This is a genomic window from Mycobacterium sp. IS-836 (assembly GCF_001954275.1).
Taxonomy (GTDB): domain Bacteria; phylum Actinomycetota; class Actinomycetes; order Mycobacteriales; family Mycobacteriaceae; genus Mycobacterium.
Window position 1 is genome coordinate 109,779 of record NZ_MBEU01000062.1, and the last position, 22,519, is coordinate 132,297.

The 22,519-nt window shown below is 67.4% G+C and carries 28 protein-coding genes; 16 read left to right on the forward strand and 12 right to left on the reverse strand.

The genetic code is table 11. The features are described 5' to 3' along the window. Position 1: 1 nt before the first annotated feature. The 3 genes from A5747_RS17090 to A5747_RS17100 form a co-directional block, all read right to left on the reverse strand. Positions 2-1,522, reverse strand: coding sequence for a CoA-acylating methylmalonate-semialdehyde dehydrogenase (locus tag A5747_RS17090; RefSeq protein ID WP_076126300.1), 1,521 nt, complete (start codon positions 1,520-1,522; stop codon positions 2-4). Between the two features lie 73 nt (positions 1,523-1,595). Further along, entirely contained in the window at positions 1,596-2,087 is a 492-nt protein-coding gene (locus tag A5747_RS17095) for a pyridoxamine 5'-phosphate oxidase family protein (protein ID WP_076126302.1), read from the reverse strand. 16 nt (positions 2,088-2,103) lie between these two features. Continuing rightward, a complete protein-coding gene (locus A5747_RS17100) occupies positions 2,104-2,982 on the reverse strand; it encodes an SDR family oxidoreductase (protein ID WP_076126304.1) in 879 nt (292 codons plus the stop codon). An 84-nt stretch (positions 2,983-3,066) separates the two neighbouring features. Here A5747_RS17100 and A5747_RS17105 point away from each other — a divergent pair, with 84 nt between their 5' ends. The 7 genes from A5747_RS17105 to A5747_RS17135 all read left to right on the forward strand — a co-directional run bounded on the left by A5747_RS17105 (position 3,067) and on the right by A5747_RS17135 (position 8,161). Continuing rightward, on the forward strand, positions 3,067-3,639 hold the full coding sequence (locus A5747_RS17105; RefSeq protein ID WP_076061602.1) for a TetR/AcrR family transcriptional regulator: 573 nt from the start codon (positions 3,067-3,069) through the stop codon (positions 3,637-3,639). Positions 3,640-3,671: 32 nt separating this feature from the next. Next, the gene (locus A5747_RS17110; protein WP_076126306.1) at positions 3,672-5,093 is read left to right on the forward strand and encodes an NAD(P)-binding protein; all 1,422 of its coding nucleotides are present in this window, start codon (positions 3,672-3,674) and stop codon (positions 5,091-5,093) included. A gap of 32 nt (positions 5,094-5,125) precedes the next feature. After that, on the forward strand, positions 5,126-5,674 hold the full coding sequence (locus A5747_RS17115; protein WP_076126308.1) for an RNA polymerase sigma factor: 549 nt from the start codon (positions 5,126-5,128) through the stop codon (positions 5,672-5,674). After that, positions 5,671-6,366, forward strand: coding sequence for a Rieske (2Fe-2S) protein (locus A5747_RS17120; protein ID WP_076126310.1), 696 nt, complete (start codon positions 5,671-5,673; stop codon positions 6,364-6,366). The genes A5747_RS17115 and A5747_RS17120 overlap by 4 nt, the downstream gene beginning before the upstream one ends. Positions 6,367-6,522: 156 nt before the next feature. Further along, positions 6,523-6,855, forward strand: coding sequence for a cupredoxin family copper-binding protein (locus A5747_RS17125; RefSeq protein ID WP_369805125.1), 333 nt, complete (start codon positions 6,523-6,525; stop codon positions 6,853-6,855). Next, entirely contained in the window at positions 6,852-7,784 is a 933-nt protein-coding gene (locus A5747_RS17130; RefSeq protein WP_076126314.1) for a metallophosphoesterase, read from the forward strand. The genes A5747_RS17125 and A5747_RS17130 overlap by 4 nt, the downstream gene beginning before the upstream one ends. Next, the gene (locus A5747_RS17135) at positions 7,781-8,161 is read left to right on the forward strand and encodes a hypothetical protein (protein ID WP_076126316.1); all 381 of its coding nucleotides are present in this window, start codon (positions 7,781-7,783) and stop codon (positions 8,159-8,161) included. Before A5747_RS17130 ends, A5747_RS17135 begins: the two co-directional genes overlap by 4 nt. On the opposite strand, the gene A5747_RS17140 is transcribed toward A5747_RS17135, so the two are convergent. Genes A5747_RS17140 through A5747_RS17160 form a run of 5 tightly spaced genes read right to left on the reverse strand, consistent with a single transcriptional unit; the run spans position 8,158 to position 12,017 of the window. Beyond that, positions 8,158-8,619, reverse strand: a complete 462-nt coding sequence (locus A5747_RS17140) for a lipoprotein LpqH (RefSeq protein ID WP_233148073.1) — start codon at positions 8,617-8,619, stop codon at positions 8,158-8,160. The two genes, A5747_RS17135 and A5747_RS17140, sit on opposite strands and share 4 nt — an antisense overlap. A gap of 58 nt (positions 8,620-8,677) precedes the next feature. Beyond that, positions 8,678-9,286: a dTDP-4-dehydrorhamnose 3,5-epimerase gene (rfbC, locus tag A5747_RS17145; protein ID WP_076126320.1), complete on the reverse strand. Its 609-nt coding sequence runs from the start codon at positions 9,284-9,286 to the stop codon at positions 8,678-8,680. A gap of 1 nt (position 9,287) precedes the next feature. Then, the gene (gene rfbB, locus A5747_RS17150; protein WP_076126322.1) at positions 9,288-10,283 is read right to left on the reverse strand and encodes a dTDP-glucose 4,6-dehydratase; all 996 of its coding nucleotides are present in this window, start codon (positions 10,281-10,283) and stop codon (positions 9,288-9,290) included. Between the two features lie 9 nt (positions 10,284-10,292). Then, entirely contained in the window at positions 10,293-11,153 is an 861-nt protein-coding gene (locus A5747_RS17155; RefSeq protein WP_076126324.1) for an LLM class F420-dependent oxidoreductase, read from the reverse strand. Between the two features lie 18 nt (positions 11,154-11,171). Continuing rightward, positions 11,172-12,017 (reverse strand): LLM class F420-dependent oxidoreductase, encoded by an 846-nt coding sequence (locus tag A5747_RS17160; protein ID WP_076126326.1) that lies wholly within the window; start codon positions 12,015-12,017, stop codon positions 11,172-11,174. Positions 12,018-12,242: 225 nt separating this feature from the next. On the opposite strand from A5747_RS17160, the gene infA reads away from it, so the two are divergent. The 8 genes from infA to truA all read left to right on the forward strand — a co-directional run bounded on the left by infA (position 12,243) and on the right by truA (position 16,783). Continuing rightward, a complete protein-coding gene (gene infA, locus A5747_RS17165) occupies positions 12,243-12,464 on the forward strand; it encodes a translation initiation factor IF-1 (RefSeq protein ID WP_003418601.1) in 222 nt (73 codons plus the stop codon). Positions 12,465-12,496: 32 nt separating this feature from the next. Then, positions 12,497-12,610, forward strand: coding sequence for a 50S ribosomal protein L36 (rpmJ, locus tag A5747_RS17170; RefSeq protein ID WP_003879483.1), 114 nt, complete (start codon positions 12,497-12,499; stop codon positions 12,608-12,610). A gap of 145 nt (positions 12,611-12,755) precedes the next feature. After that, entirely contained in the window at positions 12,756-13,130 is a 375-nt protein-coding gene (gene rpsM / locus A5747_RS17175) for a 30S ribosomal protein S13 (protein ID WP_076126328.1), read from the forward strand. 3 nt (positions 13,131-13,133) lie between these two features. Next, on the forward strand, positions 13,134-13,553 hold the full coding sequence (gene rpsK / locus A5747_RS17180; protein WP_076126330.1) for a 30S ribosomal protein S11: 420 nt from the start codon (positions 13,134-13,136) through the stop codon (positions 13,551-13,553). 15 nt (positions 13,554-13,568) lie between these two features. Further along, positions 13,569-14,174, forward strand: coding sequence for a 30S ribosomal protein S4 (rpsD, locus tag A5747_RS17185; RefSeq protein WP_076061623.1), 606 nt, complete (start codon positions 13,569-13,571; stop codon positions 14,172-14,174). 80 nt (positions 14,175-14,254) lie between these two features. Then, on the forward strand, positions 14,255-15,298 hold the full coding sequence (locus A5747_RS17190; protein ID WP_076126332.1) for a DNA-directed RNA polymerase subunit alpha: 1,044 nt from the start codon (positions 14,255-14,257) through the stop codon (positions 15,296-15,298). A 32-nt stretch (positions 15,299-15,330) separates the two neighbouring features. After that, positions 15,331-15,921 (forward strand): 50S ribosomal protein L17, encoded by a 591-nt coding sequence (gene rplQ / locus A5747_RS17195; protein WP_076126334.1) that lies wholly within the window; start codon positions 15,331-15,333, stop codon positions 15,919-15,921. Beyond that, positions 15,893-16,783: a tRNA pseudouridine(38-40) synthase TruA gene (gene truA / locus A5747_RS17200; RefSeq protein ID WP_076126336.1), complete on the forward strand. Its 891-nt coding sequence runs from the start codon at positions 15,893-15,895 to the stop codon at positions 16,781-16,783. Before rplQ ends, truA begins: the two co-directional genes overlap by 29 nt. Here the strand turns inward: truA and A5747_RS17205 are convergent. Together A5747_RS17205 and A5747_RS17210 are read right to left on the reverse strand one after the other, a co-directional pair. Continuing rightward, a complete protein-coding gene (locus A5747_RS17205; RefSeq protein WP_076126338.1) occupies positions 16,780-17,361 on the reverse strand; it encodes a cutinase family protein in 582 nt (193 codons plus the stop codon). The genes truA and A5747_RS17205 overlap by 4 nt on opposite strands. Before the next feature lie 32 nt (positions 17,362-17,393). Further along, on the reverse strand, positions 17,394-18,242 hold the full coding sequence (locus tag A5747_RS17210; RefSeq protein WP_076126521.1) for a cutinase family protein: 849 nt from the start codon (positions 18,240-18,242) through the stop codon (positions 17,394-17,396). A gap of 206 nt (positions 18,243-18,448) precedes the next feature. Between A5747_RS17210 and eccB the strand changes: the two genes are divergently transcribed. Continuing rightward, positions 18,449-19,840 carry a type VII secretion protein EccB gene (gene eccB / locus A5747_RS17215; RefSeq protein WP_076126524.1) on the forward strand — a complete coding sequence of 464 codons (1,392 nt, stop codon included), beginning with the start codon at positions 18,449-18,451 and terminating at the stop codon, positions 19,838-19,840. Here the strand turns inward: eccB and mycP are convergent. Both mycP and eccD read right to left on the reverse strand, forming a co-directional pair. After that, positions 19,805-21,121: a type VII secretion-associated serine protease mycosin gene (gene mycP, locus A5747_RS17220; protein WP_076126340.1), complete on the reverse strand. Its 1,317-nt coding sequence runs from the start codon at positions 21,119-21,121 to the stop codon at positions 19,805-19,807. The two genes, eccB and mycP, sit on opposite strands and share 36 nt — an antisense overlap. After that, the gene (gene eccD, locus A5747_RS17225; protein ID WP_076126342.1) at positions 21,112-22,491 is read right to left on the reverse strand and encodes a type VII secretion integral membrane protein EccD; all 1,380 of its coding nucleotides are present in this window, start codon (positions 22,489-22,491) and stop codon (positions 21,112-21,114) included. The genes mycP and eccD overlap by 10 nt, the downstream gene beginning before the upstream one ends. Positions 22,492-22,519 lie beyond the last annotated feature (28 nt).

Here is a 22,519-nt window from a genome sequence, read left to right on the forward strand (position 1 = left end):
CCTAATTCATTGTGGGGATGACGAATTCGGCGCCGTCCTTGATGCCGGACGGCCAGCGCGACGTGACCGTCTTGACCTTCGTGTAGAACTGGATCGATGCCGGCCCGTGCTGGTTGAGGTCGCCGAAGCCGGAGCGCTTCCAGCCGCCGAAAGTGTGATAGGCCACCGGGACCGGGATCGGCACGTTGACACCGACCATGCCGACCTGAACCCGGGAGACGAAGTCACGGGCGGCGTCGCCGTCGCGGGTGAAAACCGCCACGCCGTTGCCGTACTCGTGCTCCGACGGCAGCCGCAAGGCCTCCTCGTAGTCGTGCGCGCGCACGATGCACAGGACCGGCCCGAAGATCTCGTCGGTGTAGATCGACATGTCGGGGGTGACGTGGTCGAAGAGCGTGGGGCCGATGAAGAATCCGCCCTCGAGGTTGGCGTCCCCGAAGGTCAGGTCGTCGCTGGTCCGCTCGCGGCCGTCGATCACCAGCTCGGCGCCGGCGTCGACGCCCTGGCCGATGTAGTCGCGCACCCGCGTCAGCGCGGCGTCGGTGACCAGCGGACCGTAGTCGGCCTTGGGGTCCAGGCTGTGCCCGACGCGCAGGTTGTTGATTCGCTCAATGAGCCTGGCGCGCAACCGTTCCGCGGTTTGTTCACCGACCGGCACCGCGACGCTGATCGCCATGCAGCGTTCGCCGGCGCTGCCGTAGCCGGCGCCGATGAGCGCGTCGACGGCCTGGTCGAGGTCGGCGTCGGGCATCACGATCATGTGGTTCTTGGCGCCGCCGAAGCACTGTGACCGCTTGCCGGTCGCCGCGGCGGTCGAATAGATGTAGTGGGCGATGTCGGAGCTGCCGACGAAGCCCACGGCCTTGATGTCGGGATGGTGCAGGATGGCGTCGACAGCTTCCTTGTCGCCGTGCACCACCTGGAACACGCCGGGCGGCAGGCCGGCCTCCAAGAACAGCTCGGCCAGACGCACCGGGACCGACGGGTCACGTTCGCTGGGCTTGAGCACGAACGCGTTGCCACACGCGAGGGCCGGTCCGGCCTTCCACAGCGGGATCATCGCCGGGAAGTTGAACGGCGTGATGCCCGCGACCACACCCAGGGGCTGACGCAACGAATAGACGTCGATGCCCGGGCCGGCGCCCTCGCTGTACTCGCCCTTGAGCAGATGCGGGATCCCGATGCAGAACTCGATCACCTCGATGCCGCGCTGGATGTCGCCCTTGGCGTCGGCGACCGTCTTGCCGTGCTCGAGGGACAGCAGCTCGGCCAGCTCGTCGCTGTTGGCGTTGACCAGCTCGATGAAGCGCATCATCACCCGGGCGCGCCGCTGCGGATTCCATGCCGCCCAATCCTTTTGGGCCTCGACGGCCGAGGCCACCGCCGCGTCGATGTCGGCCTTACCGGCCATCGGCACCTTCGCCTGCACCGCGCCGGTGCTGGGGTTGAAAACATCGGCCGTGCGGCTGGATTGGCCGGCGGTGCGCTTCCCATCGATGAAGTGCGGGATCTGTGTGGTCATGGTGGCCTCGAGTCGTCGTTACGCAGCGAATACTTGGATATCCTAGTAACTTGGCTCGGGCGTAGCAAGGCGCTCAGTGCTTGCGCACGACGCGCTCGGCTTCGCCGTCCTTCCAGATCGTGATGTCCAGGTGGCCATCGGTCACCTCGACCGCGGACCCACCGATCAAGTCGGCCCGATAAAGGTGATCGAAATCCTGCCCTCGAATGTCGAAGCCGGTCTGTTCGTAGAGCGCTTCGGCGTACCGCTGATGCAAGTCCTTGTCCTGGACGTCCTCAACAACGCCGAACAGCTTTGCGTCGCCGTCCTTGACCTCGGTGTCGACGGTGGCGGTGTGCAGGCAGAAGCGCGGATCGCGCGACAGGTCATGGAATTTCGTCGTCCCCGGCATCCCGGCGATCCAGAGCCGATCTTCGAAGAACCTCGGCTCGATGGGGCTGATCCGGGGAAACCCGTCCGAGCGAAGCGTGCCCAAGATGCAGAGGTTGCCGGTCGCGGCGTGGCGGCGGAGGAATATGGTCGCGATTCGCGGGGCTGCTGCCGTGAACTCTCTCCAGCTGATCATGGTCGCGACCGTAGCCTCAGCGGGGGTAGTTCCCCGCCTCCAGGTCCTCGAGCAGGCTCGGATGGGTGGGCCGCCAGCCGAATCTGTCCCGGGTCAACTCGCTCGAGGACGGCTGATCACGGGCGAATATGGCGCCGAGGAACCCGAAATGCTCGGCGGGCACCGAGGCCGTGGGGAGATCGAGCTGGCGCCCGATGGCCTCGGCGAGCGCGCGCATAGGGTCGCCCTCGTCACCGACGGCGTGCGCCACCGTCCCGGGCGTCGCCTCCTCGAGGACCAGGCGGAAGAGCCGGGCCGCGTCGAGAACGTGCACAGCCGGCCAGCGCTGGGCGCCGTCGCCGACGTATCCGGAGACCCCGGTCCGTCGGGCCGCCTCGACGAGCAGGGAGGCGAACCCGCAGGGGCCGCCCGCCCGGTGGACCGAGCGGGGGAGGCGGACCACCGCCGAGCGGACTCCTTGGGCCGCCAGTTCCAGTGCGGCGTGGGCGTTTCGGTCGCGCCCGCCGATTAGCCCGTCGGTCGGCGCGGGGTCCCGCTCGGTGGAGGCGCGGCCGGCGATGGGGGGCGTGCCCGAGGCCATGACGAACGGCTTGCCGCTCCCCGCGAGGGCCGCGCCAAAGGTCTCGACGGCGACCGCCTCCTGCGCGACGGCCCTCTCGAAATCGTCGAAGTGGAGGAAGGCGAGGTGGACGACCCCGTCGGCGTCCTTGGCGCCGGCGCGCAGGCTGTCGGGGTCGTCGAGGTCGCCGTGCAGCACGTCGGCCCCCATGGCTTTGGCGGCCTGGGCCGACGCGTCGGAGCGGGCCAGCGCCAGAACCTCGTGGCCCGTGCGGATGAGCTCGGGAACGACGGCCGAGCCGACCCCGCCGGTGGCGCCCGTGACGAAAACTCGCATGACACACTCCTCAAGTGATGGGACCGATGTCCCATCACACTACCACCGTGATGGGACAAAGGTCTCATCACCTACCATGACGGCATGCCCCGATGGGAACCCGATGCGCGTGCGCGGCTGGTCGAGGCGGCGCTGCACCTCTTCTCCGAGCGGGGCTACGACCGAACCACCGTCGCCGAGATCGCCGATCGGGCCGGCCTGACGAAAAGCACCTTCTTCCGGTATTTCCCCGATAAGCGCGAGGTGCTGGCGGCCGGGCAGGAGACGTTGTCCCAACTCCTGACCGAGGGCATCGCCTCGGCGCCCGCGGACGCCACCCCGCTCGTCGCGGTCGCCGCCGGGCTGGAGCGCGCGGCCGGGGCGATGACCCCGCTCAATCGCGAGCTTGCTCCCCAGGTGAAGGCCGTCATTGCCACCAGCACCGAACTTCAGGAGCGCGATGCGCTCAAACAGGTCGGCCTCGCCGCGGCCATGGTGCAGGCGCTGCGAGCGCGGGGCGTGCCGGAACGGGCGGCCGCCCTGGCTGCCGAGCTGGGCGCGTTGGCTTTCAAAGAGGCGTTCGCCGAATGGATTACGGCAAAGGGCGACCAGAGCCTGGCTGAACTCGCACTCAAGGCCTTGGACGAGCTGCGCACCGCGGCCGCCGAAATCCGCTGAAGCGAGCCCGGGCCGACTAGCCTTTACCCCGTATGCACACCATCGAGGCCGACTACCTCGTCGTCGGGGCCGGCGCCATGGGCATGGCGTTCATCGACACGCTGATCTCTGAGACAGAGGCACGCGTGGTGGTGGTCGATCGCTACCACCAGCCGGGCGGGCATTGGACGACGGCCTACCCGTTCGTGCGGCTGCATCAGCCCTCCGCGTTCTACGGCGTTAACTCGTTGCGCCTCGGCAGCGACACCATCGACCAAGTCGGCTGGAACAAAGGGCTCTACGAGCTCGCGACGGCCGGGGAAGTCTGCGCCTACTACGACCACGTGATGCGTCAGCGGTTCTTGCCGACGGGCCGGGTCAGCTACTTCCCGATGAGCGAATACGTCGGTGAGGGCCGCTTTGTCACGATGGCGGGGACCGACTACACCGTCAACGTGGCGCGGCGCGTCGTCGATGCCACCTACATGCGCGTCATGGTTCCCTCGATGCGCCCGCCCCCATACCAGGTCGCGCCCGGTGTCGAATGCATCGCGCCCAACGGCTTGCCGCGGCGCCGGGCCCGCGAGCGCTACGTCGTCGTCGGGGCCGGCAAGACCGGAATCGACACCTGCCTATGGCTGCTGGGCCAGGGCATCGCGCCGGACCGGCTGACGTGGATCATGCCGCGGGATTCGTGGCTACTGGATCGCGCGACGATCCAGCCCGGCTCGTTGCTCGCAGATCAGATCAAGGCCGCCTTCACCGCGCAACTGCGGGCCGTCCGCGACGCCGAGTCCGTCGACGACCTGTTCGCGCGTCTCGAGGACGCCGGCGCGCTGCTGCGGATCGATCCCGCGGTTCGCCCCACCATGTACCGCTGCGCGACCGTCACACGGCTCGAACTCGAGCAGTTGCGGCGCATCTCCGACATCGTGCGGATGGGCCACGTGCTGCGTATCGACGCCGACGAAATGGTCCTCGACGACGGATCGGTCGCGATGGACGGCCGTGCGCTGTACATCGACTGCAGCGCTGATGGCGCCGAAAAACGGCCCGCCACACCCATTTTCGATACCGGCTGCATCACGCTACAAAGCGTGCGCGGGTGCCAACAAATATTCAGCGCCGCACTGGTCGGCCACGTCGAGACCGCTTACCCCGATGACGCCGTGAAAAACCGGCTGTGCGTGCCACTGCCGCATCCGGACACCGACCTCGACTGGTTGCGCGTCGCCTTGGCCGACTACGGAAACCAGCTGCGCTGGATGGAGGACCCGGACCTGACCGCGTGGCTCGCCGGCGCGCGCCTGGACCTTTTCGGTCACCTGATGGGCCACCTCCTGGCGCCGGCGTCGGCCAAGCCCCGAGTGCAGGACCGGATACTGGGCATGGCCAAGTCGGCGCTGTCCGCCACCGCCACCAAACTCGACCAGCTGATGGTCCAGGAAGCCTCGCTCAGCGCGCCGTCGGTGTAACCCGAGCTGATATTGGTCGGTAAAGGAGGCACGTGGCGGCGCAAAACGAACCCGTCGGCCCGCGACCATTGCGCGCGGTGCCGGACAGTGGCTTTCAGGGCTATACCGACTGGAACGCGGTGTATCAGGACAACGCGGCCTGGGTGTACCGGACGCTGTTTGCTCGCGTCGGCAACCGGGCCGATGCCGAAGACCTCACCGCCGAGGTCTTCCTTGCCGCGCTGCGGCCGCTGCGCCTGACCGCGAGCGTCGGCGAGGTGCGCGCGTACCTGCGGGCGACGGCCCGAACGGTGCTGGCCGCGCATTGGCGCGAGACCATGGGCCGCGAAATCACCGCGATCGAGGACATCGAACAACCGCCCGAGAGCGAGGAAGCGATCAGCACCGCACCCCAGCGCGTCGCGCAGGTGCTCGACAATCTGCCGGACCGCTACCGCCGAATTTTGGAACTGCGTTTCCTGCAAGGCAATTCGATCAAGGAGTCCGCGACCGAACTTGGGATCAGCGTCGCCAACGCCAAAGTTCTCCAACACCGCGCTCTGCGACTGGCAGCGCAAGTCAATGATGGGGGCCAGCCATGAACGCGCGCGGACTACGCCGCTACGTCGACGACCTGCTGCGGGGCCGCCGGCCAAAGCCGTTCGCGCCGGACGACTTCGAGGCGGCGCAGATCCGCACGGCGATCGAATTGCGGGCGGCCCGCCAGGGTTCCGAGGTTGACGACGCTCCCCGCCCCGAATTCCTGGCCGACCTGCACGGTCGCCTCGCGGAGCAGATGTCCGGCACGCCGCCGGCCGCCGCGCCGAAGGCCAACACCACGCGCCGGCAGGTCATCGTCGGCACCTCGGCGGCCGCCGCGGCCGCCGCGGCCGCCGTGTCCATCGATCGGGCGGTGACGGGCGGCCCCGCCGAAGCCCCCGCCGTCGCGGGCCAACTCACGCCCAACGACGGAAGCTGGCAGCGGGTCGCGGCCAGCTCGGACGTGCCGGACGGGCGCATGCATCCCTTCGATCTGGGCTCAGTCAGCGGATTCGTTCGCCGTGTCGACGGCAAACTCGAGGCCATCTCCGGGGTATGCACGCATCAGGGGTGCCGGCTGTGGTTCGACGCCCCCGACGACCGGCTGCGCTGTCCCTGCCACACCACGTCGTTCTCGCCCACCGGACAGGTGCTCACCCACCAGCTTCCGATCGCACCAAAGCCGTTGCCCACGCTGATGGTTCGCGAGGTCAACGGGGTGATCGAGGTATTCGCTCCGGCACGACCCGTGTAACCCGCTGCCCTATCTCTTGGCATGGATATCCCCATGCTTCGAAAACAAGTGGTCGCGGCGGTCGCCGCCGGTGTGGTGCTGGCCGGATGCTCGTCTGCGCCGCCGGCAGCCCAACCGTCGGTCACCTTCGGCTCCGGTGCGAGCGCCACCCCCGGGATGCCGGGAATGAGCGGGATGCCGCCGGCCTCGGCCGCACCGACGGGCTCGGCGTCGGCAACCGGATCGCCGGCGGCGGCCGCGGGTGACGAGGTCAGCATCGACAACTTCGCCTTCGCGCCGGCGACGCTGACCGTCAAGGTAGGCAGCACTGTCACCTGGACCAACCGCGACGAAGAACCGCACACGGTGGCCGCCAGCGACGGTTCGTTTCACTCGCCGGGGATGGGGACGGGCGCCACCTTCAGCCACACCTTTCCGACCGCCGGAAAGTTCGACTACGTCTGCTCGATCCACCCGATGATGCACGGCACCGTGGTGGTGACGGGATGACCAAGCAAGACCCGAACACCTTGACTCGCCGCCAGCTCATCCGGCACTCCGCGTGGTTCGGCGCGGCGGTCGGATTCGCCGTCGTTGGCGGCGAGGTGATCTCGCATGTCGCGGGTACGGCTTCGGCCTCGCACGCTCAAGCCCGGCCCACCCTGCGGTTCGCCCAAGTCAGCGACAGCCACATCGGTTTCTCCGGTCCGCCCAACCCGGACGTCACCGGCACGTTCGGCCATGCGATCGATCAGATCAACAGCCTCGGCTACACACCGGATTTCGTCATTCACACCGGCGACCTCACCCACCTGTCGACTCCCGACCAGTTCGACCAGGTGAAGCAGATGCTGGGCAAGCTGCAGACTCCGCACGTGTTCACGGTGCCGGGCGAACACGATTCGGTCGACGACGCGGGTCAGAAGTACCGGAGCGTCTTCGGTGCGGGAACCCGCGGCGACGGCTGGTACAGCTTCGACATCGCCGGCGTGCACGTGATCGCCCTGGTGAACACCTTGAACCTGAAGAAGCTCGGGCATTTGGGCACCGAGCAGCTCGAGTTCGTCGAGAAGGACGTCGCGGGGTTGTCGAACGACACGCCCATCATCGTTTTCAGTCATATCCCGCTGTTCGCGATGTACCCGGATTGGGGCTGGGGCACCGACGATGCCACCCAGGCGTTGAGCTATCTGAGGCGCTTCTCGTCGGTGACGTGCCTCAACGGCCATGTGCACCAACTGTTTTCCAAGACGGAAGGCAACGTGACCTTCTACAGCGGGACGACGACGGCCTATCCGCTGCCGCATCCCGGGGACGGGCCCGCGCCCAAGCCGGTCACGCTGCCGGCCGGCAAGCTGCACGACGCCTTGGGCATTCGCGAGGTCAACTACACCAAGGGGCAGACCGCCCTGGCGCTGAAAGAGGCTAAGCTGCAATGACATTCCTGCTTCGGATCGGTCTGGCCCTGTCCCTGGCCGTCAGCGCCACCAGCCATGCCTACCTTTATATCCACGGCTATCAACACATTCCGATGATCGGCACCGCCTTTCTGGTCCAGGCCAGCGCCTTGTTCGCCCTGGCTCTGCTGATCATCATCGGCGGTCCGCCATGGCTGCAATGGGTCGCCGCCGCGGTGGCCGGCGGGTCGCTGGTGGCGTTCGCCCTCTCGAGGACCGTCGGGCTGTTCGGTTTTTCCGAACGCGGCTGGGACCCAGCTCCCCATGCCGTTATCAGCGTGGCGGCCGAACTGCTGACGGTGCTGCTGTGGGCGGGGACCCTGGTGAGGTGGCGTCGGCTTAAGGCCGTTCAGCCTTAGGGGCAGGTGGCGTCGATCGTGAAGGCCTTGCTGACCTGCAGGCCCACGTTGTTCACACCGGTGGCAGTACCGGTGATGTGATAGCTGTTGCCGTTCTTGGTGGCGCCGGCGCTGTTACCGGGCGCGCCCTCGGTGAAGCTCAGCACCACGTCGTTGATCGACCCGAGCCCGACGTCGTGGACCACCGATGCGTCGGGCTCCAGCCCGACGATCACGCCGGTGACCGCCTCGCCGATCGCGATGGAGAACTTGCCGTTGTTCGTCGCGCACACCACCGGGCCGCTGACGTTCAGGGGCTCACCGCCCACGCTGACCTTCGCTTCCCCCGGCGCCGTCGCGACCGTGCTGCTCGCGGGGGCGGCGCTGGAGCTTGTGCTGGACGGCGCCGCCGAGCTGGACGACGGGCCGGAGGCCTTCTTGCCGCCGGAACAGCCGGCCGCGCCGGCAACGATCGTCACGGCTGCAACGGCGACTGACAACTGACGCTTCACACAAGCAGTATGTATCGCCGTTCGATTATTTGCTCGGCAAGCTGGCGATGAATCGCTGCGTGTCCTCCCAGGCGGGCAGGACACCGGATTTGCGCACTTCATCGAAGCTGGGGGCCGCCGCGTCGCGATCCGACAAGCTTGGTGCGGCACCGTCGACCAAAGGCCAGTCGATTGCCAGCTCCCGATCCGTCGCACAGATCGTGTGCTCGCGTTGCGGGTTGTATTCCGACGAGCACAAGTACATCACCGTCGAATTGTCTTGCAGCGCAAGGAACCCGTGGGCGAGGCCTTCGGAGATATAGATCGTCCTGCGGTCGGAGTCGTTGAGCAGCACGGAATCCCATCGGCCGAATGTCGGTGAGCCCAAACGGATATCGACGACGACGTCGAATACCGAGCCCGCCACGCAGGTGACGTACTTGGCCTGGCTCGGTGGCAGCTGGGCGAAGTGCAGGCCGCGCAACACTCCGGCGGCAGAAACCGAGCAGTTGGCTTGCCGGACGTCCAACGAATGACCGGCGAAGGCGCTGAACCCGCGATCGGTGAGCCATTCGAAGAACAGGCCACGCGAGTCGCCGTGGATCTCGGGAGTGATTTCCCAGGCGCCGGGGATGTCGAGCTCGCGAACCTTCATCTCACTGACCGCGCGCTTCGTAGCGGGCCTCGGCATCGTCCTTCAGCGGACGCCACCAGGATTCGTTGTTCCGGTACCAGTCAATGGTGGACCGGAGACCCTCGTCGAAGTCGGTGTGCTTTGGCGCCCAATACAATTCGTCGCACAACGCCGATGAGTCGATGGCGTATCGGAGGTCATGACCAATGCGGTCGGGGACAGTGTCGAAGTCGTCGGGGTCGCGGCCCAGCATCTGCAGCAGCGTGCGCAGCACCGTCAGGTTGTCGCGCTCGCCGTCGGCGCTGATCAGATAGGTCCGGCCGATCTCGCCCTTCTCCAGGATCCGCCAGACCGCGCTGTTGTGATCGTCGACGTGGATCCAGTCGCGAATGTTGGCACCGCTGCCGTACAACTTGGGTCGCCGGCCGGTGAGGACGTTGGTGATCTGACGCGGGATGAATTTCTCGACGTGCTGATACGGCCCATAGTTGTTGGAGCAGTTCGAGATTGTCGCGCGCACCCCATACGACCGCACCCAGGCCCGGACCAGCATGTCTGCGGCGGCCTTGGTCGCCGAGTACGGGCTGGACGGGTTGTAGGGCGTCGACTCGGTGAACCGCTGCGGGTCGTCGAGCGCCAGGTCGCCGTAGACCTCGTCGGTCGAGACGTGGTGCAGCCGCACACCGTAGCGCCGCACCGCTTCCAGGATGGTGTACGTCCCGATCACATTGGTGTGCAGAAACGGCTCCGGGTCGTACAGCGCGTTGTCGACGTGGCTTTCGGCCGCAAGATGCACGACCGCGTCGGACTCGCCGACCAGCGTGGAAACCAGCGCGCCGTCGGTGATATCGCCCTCCACCAGCCTGATCGCATCGCCCAGATCCGCCAGCGACTCGCGTCGCCCGGCGTAGGTCATGGCGTCGAGCACCGTCACCGCGACATCGGGACGCTCGCGGACGGTGCTGTGCACGAAATTGGTGCCGATGAAACCGGCACCCCCGGTGACCAATAGCCGCATGGTCAAACCCTAACGGGTGAGGCCCAGCGGTCCCGCCAGTTCTCCCAGGACGCGCACCACTTCGTCGTCGGGCGTCGCGTCGAGCGGCTGGACCGCGACGTGGTCTGCGCCGGCATCCAGGTGTTCGGTGAGGCGTTGCGCGATGGCCTCCGGGGTGCCGTAGGCCACCACCGCGTCGATCAGCTTGTCGCTGCCCGGCTTGCGCACGTCGTCGTGGGTGAATCCCGACCGCAGCCAGTTGTTCACGTAGTTGCTGAGGTCCAGGTAGAAGTTCGCATACCGGCGGCCGATGGCGCGGGCTTCGGAGGCATCGGTGCTGAGCACGACCTTGTGTTCGGGCGCCAGGAACACCGAGCTTCCGACGAGTTCGCGCGCCTTGGCCGTGTGTTGGGGTGTGGTGAGGTACGGGTGCGCGCCGGCGCTGCGTTCGGCCGCCAGCTGCAACACCCGCGGGCCGAGCGCCGCCAGCACTCGCCGGCTGGTCGGCACCATCGCCGCGTCGAGTTCGTCGAGGTAACCGACCAACGCGTCGTAGGGCCTGACGTACTCCTCGGTGTGCTCGCGGTGGCCCACCCCGATGCCGAGCAAAAACCTTCCGGGATAGGCGCTTTCGATGCGTTCGTAAGACCGCGCGACCGCCGCGGCCGGCGCGGACCAGATGTTGACGATCCCGGTGGCCAGTTGTAGCGAGTCGGTTGCGGCGAGGGCAGGTTCGACCCAAGCCAGGTCGGCGTCCGGTGACCCGCCGATCCACACCGCGCCATAGCCCAGCGATTCGATTCGGCTGGCCAGCTGCGGCGTGATGGACCGTGATCCCAGCCATACGCCGAACCGTCCCAGGTCGGGTTTCAGTGCTGCTCCCCCGGTCATTTAGATCCCCCTGGTGTGCTAGGTCAGCCCGAGCGGTCCCGCGAGCTCGGCCAGCGCCGAAACCAGGTTTTCATCTTTGGTCAGGACCTGCACGGGCACGTGGTCGGCCCCGGCGTCGAGGTGCTGCTTCAGCCGAGCCGCGATCTGGTCCACCGTGCCATAGGCCACCACCGCGTCCACCAGGCGGTCACTGCCCGGCCGGGTGACCTCGTCGTCGGAGTAGCCCAGCCGTTTCCAGCTGTTGCGGTAGTTGGCCAGGTTGAAATAGATGTCGAGCGCCTTGCGGCCGACCGCGCGTGCCTTGTCCGCGTCGGTGGTCAGCACCACCTTGTGTTCGGGCGCCAAGAACGCCGACGGGCCGATCAGCTCACGCGCCCGCGCGGTGTGCTCGGGGGTGGTGAGGTAGGGATGCGCTCCCGCGCTGCGCTCCGCCGAAAGCTTCAGCACCCGTGGTCCGAGCGCGGCCACGACCCGGCGGTGTGCGGGCACGCCGTGCTCGTCGAGCTTGTCCAGGTACTCCGCCAGCGCGTCATACGGCTTGCGGTATTCGGTGTGGGCCTCGGGATGGCCGACGCCGATGCCGAGGAGGAAGCGGCCCGGGTAGGCCTTGTCGATCCGGTGGAACGATTCGGCAACCGGCGCGGCGGGCGCCGTCCAGATGTTGACGATCCCGGTGGCCACCTGCAGCGTGGTCGTGGCCTCGAGGATGGGTTCTACCCAGGCCAGCTCGGCGGGAGGTGAACCGCCTACCCAGACCGCCCCGTATCCCAGGGCTTCGATCTCCTTGGCTTGCTTGGGAGTGACGCCGCGCCCGAACGATCCGAACCGGCCGAGATTGGGCTTGCTAGCTGCAGAATCAGTCATGGTGGCTGCAACCGGCGGCGTGCGAGCGCTATTCCGCGGAGGGATTTTGGCCGGGGCCGAATAACCAGGTATCCTGGACCAACGGTGCGTCATCGCGCCGGCTTTTGCGTGCCCAGTCCCTAGGAACTTTCCTGTCACCGGCTCACGTTTCAAGTCGGTGTGAATGCTGCGCCGATGTGGGCGCAGATGAAACGAAACTAAACGACGAGGATTTGACGAGAGGTTATGGCCAAGAAGGACGGCGCCATAGAGGTCGAGGGCCGCGTGGTCGAGCCCCTGCCCAATGCGATGTTCCGCATTGAGCTGGAGAACGGTCACAAGGTGCTCGCCCATATCAGCGGCAAGATGCGGCAGCACTACATCCGCATCCTGCCCGAGGACCGGGTGGTGGTGGAGTTGTCTCCCTACGACCTGTCCCGGGGCCGCATTGTGTACCGATACAAGTAACCCACCAATAGACGAGACAGGATCGAAAAGCCGTGAAGGTCAACCCCAGCGTGAAGCCGATTTGCGACAAGTGCAGGGTGATCCGTCGGCATGGGCGGGTCATGGTGATCTGCTCAGATCCGCGCCACAAGCAGCGACAGGGCTAGGCCCACCCGACAACTAAATGATGACCTCCCAGCACCAATAGGCGGATACGCCGCCTACCTACGCCCGGACGGAGGCCGGGCCCCGATCAAGATCGGGAACGGACTGGGACAAGACCTCCGCATGAGATAAGAGGAAACGCCACCTATGGCTCGACTAGTAGGCGTCGATCTACCGCGGGACAAGCGGATGGAGATCGCGCTGACCTACATCTTCGGCATCGGCCGTACCCGTGCCAACGAAATTTTGGCCGCCACCGGCATCGACAAGGATCTGCGGACCAAGGATCTGACCGATGACCAGGTGACCCACCTGCGTGACTACATCGAAGCCAACTTGAAGGTGGAGGGCGATCTGCGCCGCGAGGTGCAGGGCGACATCCGCCGCAAGATCGAGATCGGCTGCTACCAGGGCCTGCGGCATCGGCGCGGCATGCCGGTGCGCGGCCAGCGGACCAAGACCAACGCGCGGACCCGCAAGGGACCCAAGCGCACCATCGCAGGCAAGAAGAAGGCCAGGTAACCGATGCCACCGAAGAAGGCAAGTGGTGCCGCGGCGCCCAAGAAGGGTCAGAAGACCCGCAGACGGGAAAAGAAGAACGTCCCGCACGGCGCCGCGCACATCAAGAGCACGTTCAACAACACGATCGTGACGATCACCGACCCGCAGGGCAACGTCATCGCCTGGGCGTCGTCGGGCCATGTCGGCTTCAAGGGTTCGCGGAAATCGACACCGTTCGCCGCGCAGCTGGCCGCCGAGAACGCCGCCCGCAAGGCTCAGGAGCACGGCGTGAAGAAGGTCGACGTGTTCGTGAAGGGCCCCGGCTCGGGCCGGGAGACCGCGATCCGCTCGCTGCAGGCCGCGGGCCTGGAGGTCGGCGCGATCTCTGACGTCACGCCCCAGCCGCACAACGGCGTCCGCCCGCCGAAGCGACGCAGGGTCTAGGAGGAGAAACAACCGATGGCTCGTTACACCGGACCCGTCACCCGCAAGTCGCGCCGGTTCCGCACCGACCTCGTCGGCGGCGACCAGGCGTTCGAGAAGCGTCCCTACCCGCCCGGCCAGCACGGCCGCGCGCGGATCAAGGAGAGCGAATACCTGCTGCAGCTGCAGGAGAAGCAGAAGGCCCGCTTCACCTACGGCGTCATGGAAAAGCAGTTCCGCCGCTACTACGAGGAGGCCGCGGGCCGTCCCGGCAAGACCGGTGACGAGCTGCTGCAGATCCTGGAGAGCCGGCTGGACAACGTGATCTACCGCGCGGGCATCGCGCGCACCCGGCGGATGGCCCGTCAGCTCGTCACGCACGGCCATTTCACGGTCAACGGCGTGCGCGTTGACGTCCCCAGCTATCGGGTGTCGCAGTACGACATCATCGACGTGCGCGACAAGTCGGTGAACTCGGTGCCGTTCCAGATCGCGCGGGAGACCGCCGGCGAGCGCCCGATCCCGAGCTGGCTGCAGGTCGTGGGGGAGCGCCAGCGCATCCTGATCCACCAATTGCCCGAGCGCGCGCAGATCGAGGTGCCGCTCACCGAGCAGCTGATCGTCGAGTACTACTCGAAGTAACAAGACCCCCCGCGCCGACCGGTGCGGGACACCTGAGCGGCATCAAATAGCGGGTGTCGAGAAGGAGAAGAAGAAACACCATGCTGATCTCACAGCGACCCACACTGTCGGAGGAGATCCTCACCGACAACCGGTCCCAGTTCGTCATCGAACCGCTGGAGCCGGGATTCGGTTACACGCTGGGCAATTCGCTGCGGCGGACCCTGCTGTCGTCCATCCCCGGTGCGGCGGTCACCAGCATCCGCATCGACGGCGTGCTGCACGAGTTCACCACCGTGCCCGGCGTCAAGGAAGACGTCACCGCCATCATCCTGAACCTCAAGGGCCTCGTCGTGTCCTCGGAGGAGGACGAGCCGGTCACCATGTACCTGCGCAAGCAGGGTCCGGGTGCGGTCACCGCGGGTGACATCGTGCCGCCAGCCGGTGTCACGGTGCACAACCCGGGCATGCACATCGCGACGCTGAACGACAAGGGCAAGCTCGAGGTCGAGCTAGTCGTCGAGCGCGGCCGCGGCTACGTCCCGGCGGTGCAGAACCGGGCGTCCGGCGCCGAAATCGGCCGTATCCCAGTCGATTCCATCTACTCGCCGGTGCTCAAGGTCACCTACAAGGTCGACGCCACCCGCGTCGAGCAGCGCACCGACTTCGACAAGCTGATCCTGGACGTGGAGACCAAGAGTTCGATCACCCCCCGCGACGCGCTGGCGTCGGCGGGTAAGACCCTGGTCGAATTGTTCGGTCTGGCACGCGAACTCAACGTCGAGGCCGAGGGCATCGAGATCGGGCCGTCGCCGGCCGAGGCCGACCACATCGCGTCGTTCGCGCTGCCGATCGACGACCTGGACCTGACCGTGCGGTCGTACAACTGCCTCAAGCGCGAGGGTGTGCACACCGTCGGCGAGCTGGTCTCGCGCACCGAGTCCGACCTGCTCGACATCCGCAACTTCGGCCAGAAGTCCATCGACGAGGTGAAGGTCAAGCTGCACCAGCTGGGTCTGTCGCTCAAGGACAGCCCGCCGAGCTTCGACCCGTCGGAGGTTGCGGGCTACGACGTCGCGACCGGCACCTGGTCCACCGAGGGCGCCTACGACGACCAGGACTACGCGGAAACCGAACAGCTCTAAAGGCCAGAATCATCTAGACAGGAGCGACAGCAATGCCCAAGCCCACCAAGGGCCCTCGCCTCGGCGGGTCGTCTTCGCACCAGAAGGCCCTTCTGGCCAACCTGGCCACGTCGCTGTTCGAGCACGGTCGGATCAAGACGACCGAGCCGAAGGCCCGTGCGCTGCGGCCGTATGCGGAGAAGCTGATCACGCACGCGAAAAAGGGCACGCTGCACAACCGTCGAGAGGTTCTCAAGAAGATCCGCGACAAGGACATCGTGCACGCGTTGTTCGAGGAGATCGGGCCGTTCTACAGCGACCGCAACGGTGGCTACACCCGCATCATCAAGGTCGAGGCGCGAAAGGGTGACAACGCCCCGATGGCCGTGATCGAGCTGGTGCGGGAGAAGACGGTGACGTCGGAGGCCGACCGCGCGCGCCGGGTTAAAGCCTCGAAGAAGGCTGACGCTCCTGTCGCGGCTGCTGCGGCGCCGCAGGCCGCCGTCGAGCCCGAGGCCGCGGAGGGTCCGACGGCCGAGGAGGTCGAGGCCGAGACGGCTGAAGAAGTCGTGGCCGAGACGGCCGAGCCCCAAGAGGCCAAGGCTGAGGCCGCCGATGAGGGCGACGGAGCCACCGACAGTTAGCGAGGACGTCCGTCTGCGGCTCGATATCGCCTACGACGGAACGGATTTCGCGGGCTGGGCAACCCAGGCCGGGCAGCGAACCGTCGCCGGCGTTCTCGATGAGGCGCTGACGACGGTTTTCCGCACCCCGGTGCGGCTGCGCGCCGCCGGGCGCACCGACACCGGCGTGCACGCCACCGGGCAGGTGGCACACGTCGACGTCCCGGACGACGCGCTGCCGAACGCGTACCCGCGCGCACGTCCCCGCAAGCGGGAGGTACCCCCACACACCGGCGAGCCCGAGTTTTTGCCGCTGCTGCGGCGCCTGGGCCGGTTCCTGCCCACCGACGTCCGGGTCCTCCGGATCGTCCGCGCCCCAGCGGGTTTCGATGCCCGCTTCTCGGCGCTGCGCCGCCATTACGCCTACCGCTTGTCCACGGCGCCTTACGGCGTGCAGCCGCAGCAGGCGCGCTACGTCACCGCGTGGCCGCGCGCACTCGACCTGGACGCGATGAGCGCCGCGTCACGAGACCTGTTGGGGCTGCATGACTTTGCGGCGTTCTGCCGTCAGCGCGACGGCGCCACCACGATCCGGGATCTGCAGCGGTTGGACTGGTCGCGCGACGGCGAGCTGATCACCGCGCACGTGAGCGCCGACGCGTTCTGCTGGTCGATGGTGCGCTCACTGATCGGGGCGCTGCTGGCCGTCGGCGAACATCGGCGTCCGGTCACCTGGTGTCGCGACCTGCTCACCGCGACGGACCGGTCCAGCGACTTCGCGGCCGCGCCCCCGCACGGTTTGACGCTGATCGGCGTGGACTACCCACCCGATGGCGAGCTCGCGGCGCGGATCCTGATCACCCGCGATCTGCGCACGCGCTAGAGCCGGGCGGCGGCGAAGCTGGCGGCCTGATCCACCAGTCCGGAGTTGAGATACGACGGCTGCAGATGCGACGGCCAATTCATGCCATTACGACAGATCGGGTCGCCCTGTGCGCACTGGTCGATCGTCTTACCCGCAAAGGCGGGGGCGACCTGCCGGGTGCCATTACCGAACAACGCGACCGCCGCGACGTGCTGATCCGCCCCCGGCGGAATACGGCCCCAGGTCGCGAGATCAACCACCTCGGCGCCCAGGGAATAGCCGCCGAGCACCTCGCGGGTGTTCGGGCACTGCTTGGCCATGGCTTGAACGTGGGCGCTGATGTCGTTGGCGCCGGCGTCGACGCTGATGTTGGCGGGATAGTTGACCCCATATGCTCCGACCGGCATAGCCGTCTTGCCGCGCAGCGAATTGAGGAACGCGTCGCCGATGGCGCCGAGCCCGGGCGGTTCCTCCCGGCCCCGGGCAAACACCACTTCGGCGCCCGGGCACGCCGCCGATGCAATCGGCGCCGTGGCGGGGGCAATCACCAATGCCGCGGCGAGCAATGTCGCGGCCGCGAAACCGCGCAGCCTCATGGGCCGATATATTAACCGGCCAGCCTATGCGGTCAGTGGATCGCCGAGACCAGATCAGGCGAAGGTGTCGGCGCCGCGGGCGCGGGCCCGGGGGCCGTTGGAGGAACCGACGGGCCGGGCCCCGGCGCCTGCGGGACGGAACCCGGTGACTGCGGCACGGAACCCGGCGACTGCGGGCCGGATCCCGGCGTCTGCGGGCCGTATCCCGGTGACGTGGGGCCGTAGCCGGGTACCTGTTGACCGGTTCCGGCCAGCAGCTTCGACGCGACGAACGCCGCTGCCTGAGTGGTGTACACCGGCACATACCCCTCCGTGTGCCCGGTCCACTCGTTGCCCTGGCCCGCATGACAGATCGGGTCTTGCGGATTGCACAGGTCGATCGCCTTCGAACCCAGCAGCGTGCTCTGGGCCGGCAGCGTTCCGCCCGCGCGGTCGGCCACGTCGCCGAAGGTGGCGACGGCCGCGATGTTGTTCGCGTATTGCGGTGGGAGCGAGTTGCCCCAGTTGATGCCCCCGATGGGGACGCCGGCCACGATGTCCATCACCGAGGCGCCCTGGGAGTAACCGCCCAGCACGATCTTGGTGCTCGGGCACTTTTCCACGCTCTTCTTGACGCGGTCGATCGTGTCGTTGGCGCCGTCACCGCCGTGCAGCTGCAGTTTGCTGGCCGCGTAGTTCACCCCGTAAGGCAGGATGTTCAGGCCGGTCTGCTGACGCAGCGAGTCGACGAAGGCGTCGCCGACGCGGCCCAGGCCGGGGGGCTCGTTGGTGCCGCGGGCGAAGATCACCTCGACATCCGGGCAGTCGTCGGCGGAGGCGCTCGGCGCCGCGCTTGGGAGGGCGAGCAGGCCGGTCGCGGTGACCAGCGCGGAAGCGCTCAGGCCGACCCAGCGGCCTGCGGACCGCGCGGCGCCCGCCCGAGGGCTACGTATGCGGTGAGTAAACACCCGGAAATTTTACCCGTATCCGGCAAAGCCGAAACTCGGCCGACCTGTGGATAAACCTGCGCAGGGCGCTCGGCGTGCGGTTTACCGTGAAGCGGAAATCCGGATTCGACAAATTTCGCGGGGGAATTTTGGACCGATCCTTGCCCCCACAATCACCGACCCGCGTGCAAATCGGCGCGTACCGATTTCTGCTGCGTCGCATCGAGTGCGCGTTGCTGAGCGGGGACACCGGCGCCGCTGCCCGACACCTGCGGGCGCGGAGGGTATCGCTTACGGCCGGATGTGCGCTCGCGGCCGTCGTTGTCGCCGGATCCGCGCTACTTGCTTTGCTGCGGCCACAGGTCGCGTTCGATCGCACATCGATCGTGATGGGCCAACAATCCGGAGCGCTGTACGTACGGGTGGGTGACATTTGGCATCCGGTGCTGAACCTGGCCTCGGCGCGGTTGATCGCAAGAACCAATGCCAACCCGCAACCGGTACGCGAGTCCGAGCTTGCGCGCACCAAACGCGGTCCGCTGCTGGGCATTCCGGGTGCACCGCAAATTCTCGGCCCGCCGCTGTCGGCGGACGAATCAGTGTGGACGATCTGCGATACGGCCGGCAACGTGCCGACGACGGTCCTCGTCGGACCCGCGGGGGGCCCGGCGGTCCGCCGACTGAGCCCCGAGGACGCCGTCGTGGTGGCTCCCAGCTCGGGTTCGCCGGCCTACCTGCTCTACAACGGACAGCGGGCGATCGTCGATCTCGCCGACAGCGCAGTGGTGCGTGCGTTGAGGTTGGAGGGCCGCACGCCGCGAGTCGTCGCCACGTCGTTGCTCAGCGCCATTCCCGAGGCGCCGCCGATCACGCCGCCGCGAATTCGCGACGCAGGAGCGAAGGCCGCTGGACTGCCCGGATTTTCGGTGGGCGACGTGTTGCGCATCACACGAGCCGGTGGTGACGAGTATTACGTCGTTTTGGCAGCCGGCGCGCAACGAATCGGTCAGGTCACTGCAGACATGTTGCGTCTCAGCAATTCGCACGGCAACGCGAACATCATCCCGGCGGCGCCGGACGCGATCCGCGCCGCGCCGATCGTTACGACGCTGCCGGTGGCGAGTTTCCCCGACCACGCGCCCCGCGACGGCGCCTTGAGCGATGCCGATACCACCGTGTGCGCGTCGTGGACTGCCGCTTCCGGGCGTTCCGACATCGCTTTCCTGGCGGGCAGCGGGCTGCCGTTGCCGGTTGGCCAAGTGCCGGTGACCTTGGCACAGGCAGACGGCCGCGGCCCCGCGCTGGACGCGGTATACCTCCCGCCCGGCCGCGTCGCCTACGTGCGGGGCAACGCCCAAGGCGGTGCACGCTATCTCGTCACCGACACCGGGGTGCGGTTCGCGATTCACGACGACGACGCGGCACACGACCTTGGGCTGCCGACTGCGGCGCTAACGGTGTTCTGGCCGATGCTCGCGGTCCTGCCGTCCGGGCCCGAACTGAGCAGGCAAAGCGCGTCAGTCGCTCGAGACACTGTTGCGGGTCCGCCTTAACCGACTCTTGGCCGGGCCGGCGATCAGGGCTGCCGCCAGCGCGGCCAAGCAGATCGCCGCGCCACCCAGGGCGGTGTTGCGGCCTTGACGATCAAGCGGCGCCGGTGCCAGAGGGGGAGGGATCGGCACCGGCGCCGGGCCTGGTTGGGACGTGTTGATCGGTGGAATCGAGTCGGTGCTGACCGCGGCAAGGGCATCGATGGTGCCGTTGCCGACGAGCGGATCCCGTCCGGCCGCCGGGTGATGGGCGGTCGATTCGATGCGCTGCATCACCTGTCGCGCGGTCATCGTCGGGAATCGCGCTCGGATGAGCGCAGCCAACCCGCTGACGACTGGCGCCGCGTAGCTCGTGCCGGAAAGCGATGCTGAGCCAAGCGAATTCACTGCCTCACCGACGGCGGCGACGTCCACCCAGGGGCCGGCAAGGGTAAAGGCCGATGGCGCGCCGTCGGCGTTGACCGACCCGACGGCCAGCACGTAGTCGTCATACCAGGCCGGACTGACCGCGACGGTAACGCTGTCCCATGTCGCATCCGGCCGTTGCGGCGGGCACTGTGCGCCGCCGCCGGTGTTGCCGGCCGCGGCGACTATTACCGCGTTCTTGACGTCGACCGCATACGCCAGTGCGGCGCCCAGCGAGCGGTCGTCGAGCGGCGAAGCGACCGGAACGCACGCGACCGACGAAATGTTGATCACCGACGCGCCGAGATCGGCGGCCGTCCGGACGGCTCGCGCCATCGTGTCGACATCACCCACCCCGGCGCTGGATCGGTCGTTGGCCGGAGCGAACTTGGCGCTGGACTGGCGGATGCCGATCAGGGTGACGTCGGGCGCCACCCCGGCGAAGCTGTCGGCCCGGGAATCGGGTGTCGCAGCGATGATTCCGGCCACCAATGTGCCGTGCGCATCGCAATCCTGCGTGCCGTCGCCGGTGGATACATAGTCACCCCCGGGCACCACGTCGGGTAGCCGGCCGTGTTGCGAGACACCAGTGTCGATCACCGCGACCCGCTGGCCGGCACCGCGGGTGAGCTGCCAGACCCGCGGTAGGTCGAGGTGTGCAAGCTGGTTGCCGCCCGCGCTTGAATCCGACGCCATCGTCGTGCAAGCCTCGCGTTGCACGGTCGGCCGCGGTGGTGCGGGCAGGGCGGGCTTCGGCAACCACGTGTCGTCGATCTTCGGCGGCGAAACCGCGTGTGCCGACGGCGTTCCGAACTGGGCGAGCGCCGTCAACGCCGATACCGCCAGCAGCCGCCGGACGCGTGACGGGATCAACTCCATGTCGGATTGATGGCACGAACGGCGCGATAGACGCCGCATATCCAACAGGTCAGGGGCACCATAGCGATTATGGCCAGATACTCCATCAGCTCAACGCCTCGCCGCGCTAGGGGCGACGTCGGCATCGCCGTAGCGACGGAGCCCAGGTAGAGCGCCGCGGCGACGAGCATCGCCGTCATCGCGGCAATCCACGGTCCGCGATCCGGGATGCCCGCCGCCGTAATTGCGAATGTTGTTCCAGTGGTGACGATTCCGCCGACGACAAAAATCAAAGCCCGTCTCCTGTCAACGCCATGCGCGTGCAGCAGCAGGACTGCGCCGGTGGCAGTGGCAAGAGCTACGCAGCCGAGCCTCGGTGCGCCGGTGACAGCGGTGACGATGGCGCCCAGCGCGGCCGAACACGAAAATGCGGCGAGCAGGCTGGTCAGCCAGCTATCGGCACGGGTCGCCTTGGCGGCCAGACGATCCGGGGTGTCCAGGCCCGGTGTGGGCGGTAACCGCGGCGACAGCCCGCCCAGCATGATCGACACTCGTGCCGCCATTTCGAGCAGTCCGAGCGAGGCCAACGCGGATACCGACGCGATGACGTGCAGGGGGGCGGTTGTGATGACACCCGCCAATGCGGCGATCGCGACGACCATCGCGAAGCACGACACCGCGGTCAACGTGACACGACCACACCCCGATAGGCGCATCGCCGACACCGACATCACGGCAGCCGCCATCGCGGCCAGGAGCACACCGGGGATGCCAGGCGCTCCAGGTACAGCCAGAAAGCCCGCGAGCGCAGCAAATACGGTAGCGATCAGGCCGAGCGTGAGCCCCGCCATCGGGTCGCCGTGCGCCCGGTGCGCAAACACGGCAAACAGTAGAGCAAGGAAGCCGGCGAACACCGCGACGCCGGCGGTGGTGTAGCGGGCGGCGTTGCCCCCGACGGCGTTTCGAACGAGCGTGGCAGCCCCAATGCCAGTCAGGCAGATCGCCGCCACCGCACCCATGACGCGACTCGTCAGCCGGTCCTGGGACTGTTCCGAACCGCAGGCTGCAGCACCCAGCGTCGCCGACACCGCCTCCGCCACATCGTCGCAGCGAGCAACGGGAAGCGACGGCCGCGCTTGGCTCAGCACCATGACGGTCCCGTCACGGATGCCGTTCTGTGCCAACGTCGTCGACGCATCCAACGCGGACGAACCGGGCACGGACAGGTGATAACGCTCCCCCGGCTGGCAATCGATGTCGAGGGCCGCCAGGCTGTCGAGGATCGACGGGATCAGGGTGGCGACGGGCACCGCGGCGGGCAGCGACAAATCGACGAGCGCATTGCCGGCATGAACCGACACGCGGCGCAGTCCCGGATCGGATGCGGACAAGGGCGACCCCTTCAGAATTGAATTGTCG

Coding starts and splice junctions, on each gene's coding strand:
- rpsD (WP_076061623.1), top strand. CDS start 13,569: ATGGCTCGTTACACCGGACCCGTCACCCGCAAGTCGCGCCGGTTCCGC.
- truA (WP_076126336.1), top strand. CDS start 15,893: ATGAGGGCGACGGAGCCACCGACAGTTAGCGAGGACGTCCGTCTGCGG.
- mycP (WP_076126340.1), bottom strand. CDS start 21,121: ATGGAGTTGATCCCGTCACGCGTCCGGCGGCTGCTGGCGGTATCGGCG.
- A5747_RS17125 (WP_369805125.1), top strand. CDS start 6,523: ATGCCGGGAATGAGCGGGATGCCGCCGGCCTCGGCCGCACCGACGGGC.
- A5747_RS17160 (WP_076126326.1), bottom strand. CDS start 12,017: ATGACTGATTCTGCAGCTAGCAAGCCCAATCTCGGCCGGTTCGGATCG.
- rfbC (WP_076126320.1), bottom strand. CDS start 9,286: ATGAAGGTTCGCGAGCTCGACATCCCCGGCGCCTGGGAAATCACTCCC.
- rpsM (WP_076126328.1), top strand. CDS start 12,756: ATGGCTCGACTAGTAGGCGTCGATCTACCGCGGGACAAGCGGATGGAG.
- A5747_RS17190 (WP_076126332.1), top strand. CDS start 14,255: ATGCTGATCTCACAGCGACCCACACTGTCGGAGGAGATCCTCACCGAC.
- A5747_RS17120 (WP_076126310.1), top strand. CDS start 5,671: ATGAACGCGCGCGGACTACGCCGCTACGTCGACGACCTGCTGCGGGGC.
- rfbB (WP_076126322.1), bottom strand. CDS start 10,283: ATGCGGCTATTGGTCACCGGGGGTGCCGGTTTCATCGGCACCAATTTC.
- A5747_RS17155 (WP_076126324.1), bottom strand. CDS start 11,153: ATGACCGGGGGAGCAGCACTGAAACCCGACCTGGGACGGTTCGGCGTA.
- A5747_RS17205 (WP_076126338.1), bottom strand. CDS start 17,361: ATGAGGCTGCGCGGTTTCGCGGCCGCGACATTGCTCGCCGCGGCATTG.
- A5747_RS17130 (WP_076126314.1), top strand. CDS start 6,852: ATGACCAAGCAAGACCCGAACACCTTGACTCGCCGCCAGCTCATCCGG.
- rplQ (WP_076126334.1), top strand. CDS start 15,331: ATGCCCAAGCCCACCAAGGGCCCTCGCCTCGGCGGGTCGTCTTCGCAC.
- infA (WP_003418601.1), top strand. CDS start 12,243: ATGGCCAAGAAGGACGGCGCCATAGAGGTCGAGGGCCGCGTGGTCGAG.
- A5747_RS17135 (WP_076126316.1), top strand. CDS start 7,781: ATGACATTCCTGCTTCGGATCGGTCTGGCCCTGTCCCTGGCCGTCAGC.
- A5747_RS17100 (WP_076126304.1), bottom strand. CDS start 2,982: ATGCGAGTTTTCGTCACGGGCGCCACCGGCGGGGTCGGCTCGGCCGTC.
- A5747_RS17090 (WP_076126300.1), bottom strand. CDS start 1,522: ATGACCACACAGATCCCGCACTTCATCGATGGGAAGCGCACCGCCGGC.
- A5747_RS17095 (WP_076126302.1), bottom strand. CDS start 2,087: ATGATCAGCTGGAGAGAGTTCACGGCAGCAGCCCCGCGAATCGCGACC.
- rpsK (WP_076126330.1), top strand. CDS start 13,134: ATGCCACCGAAGAAGGCAAGTGGTGCCGCGGCGCCCAAGAAGGGTCAG.
- A5747_RS17110 (WP_076126306.1), top strand. CDS start 3,672: ATGCACACCATCGAGGCCGACTACCTCGTCGTCGGGGCCGGCGCCATG.
- A5747_RS17105 (WP_076061602.1), top strand. CDS start 3,067: ATGCCCCGATGGGAACCCGATGCGCGTGCGCGGCTGGTCGAGGCGGCG.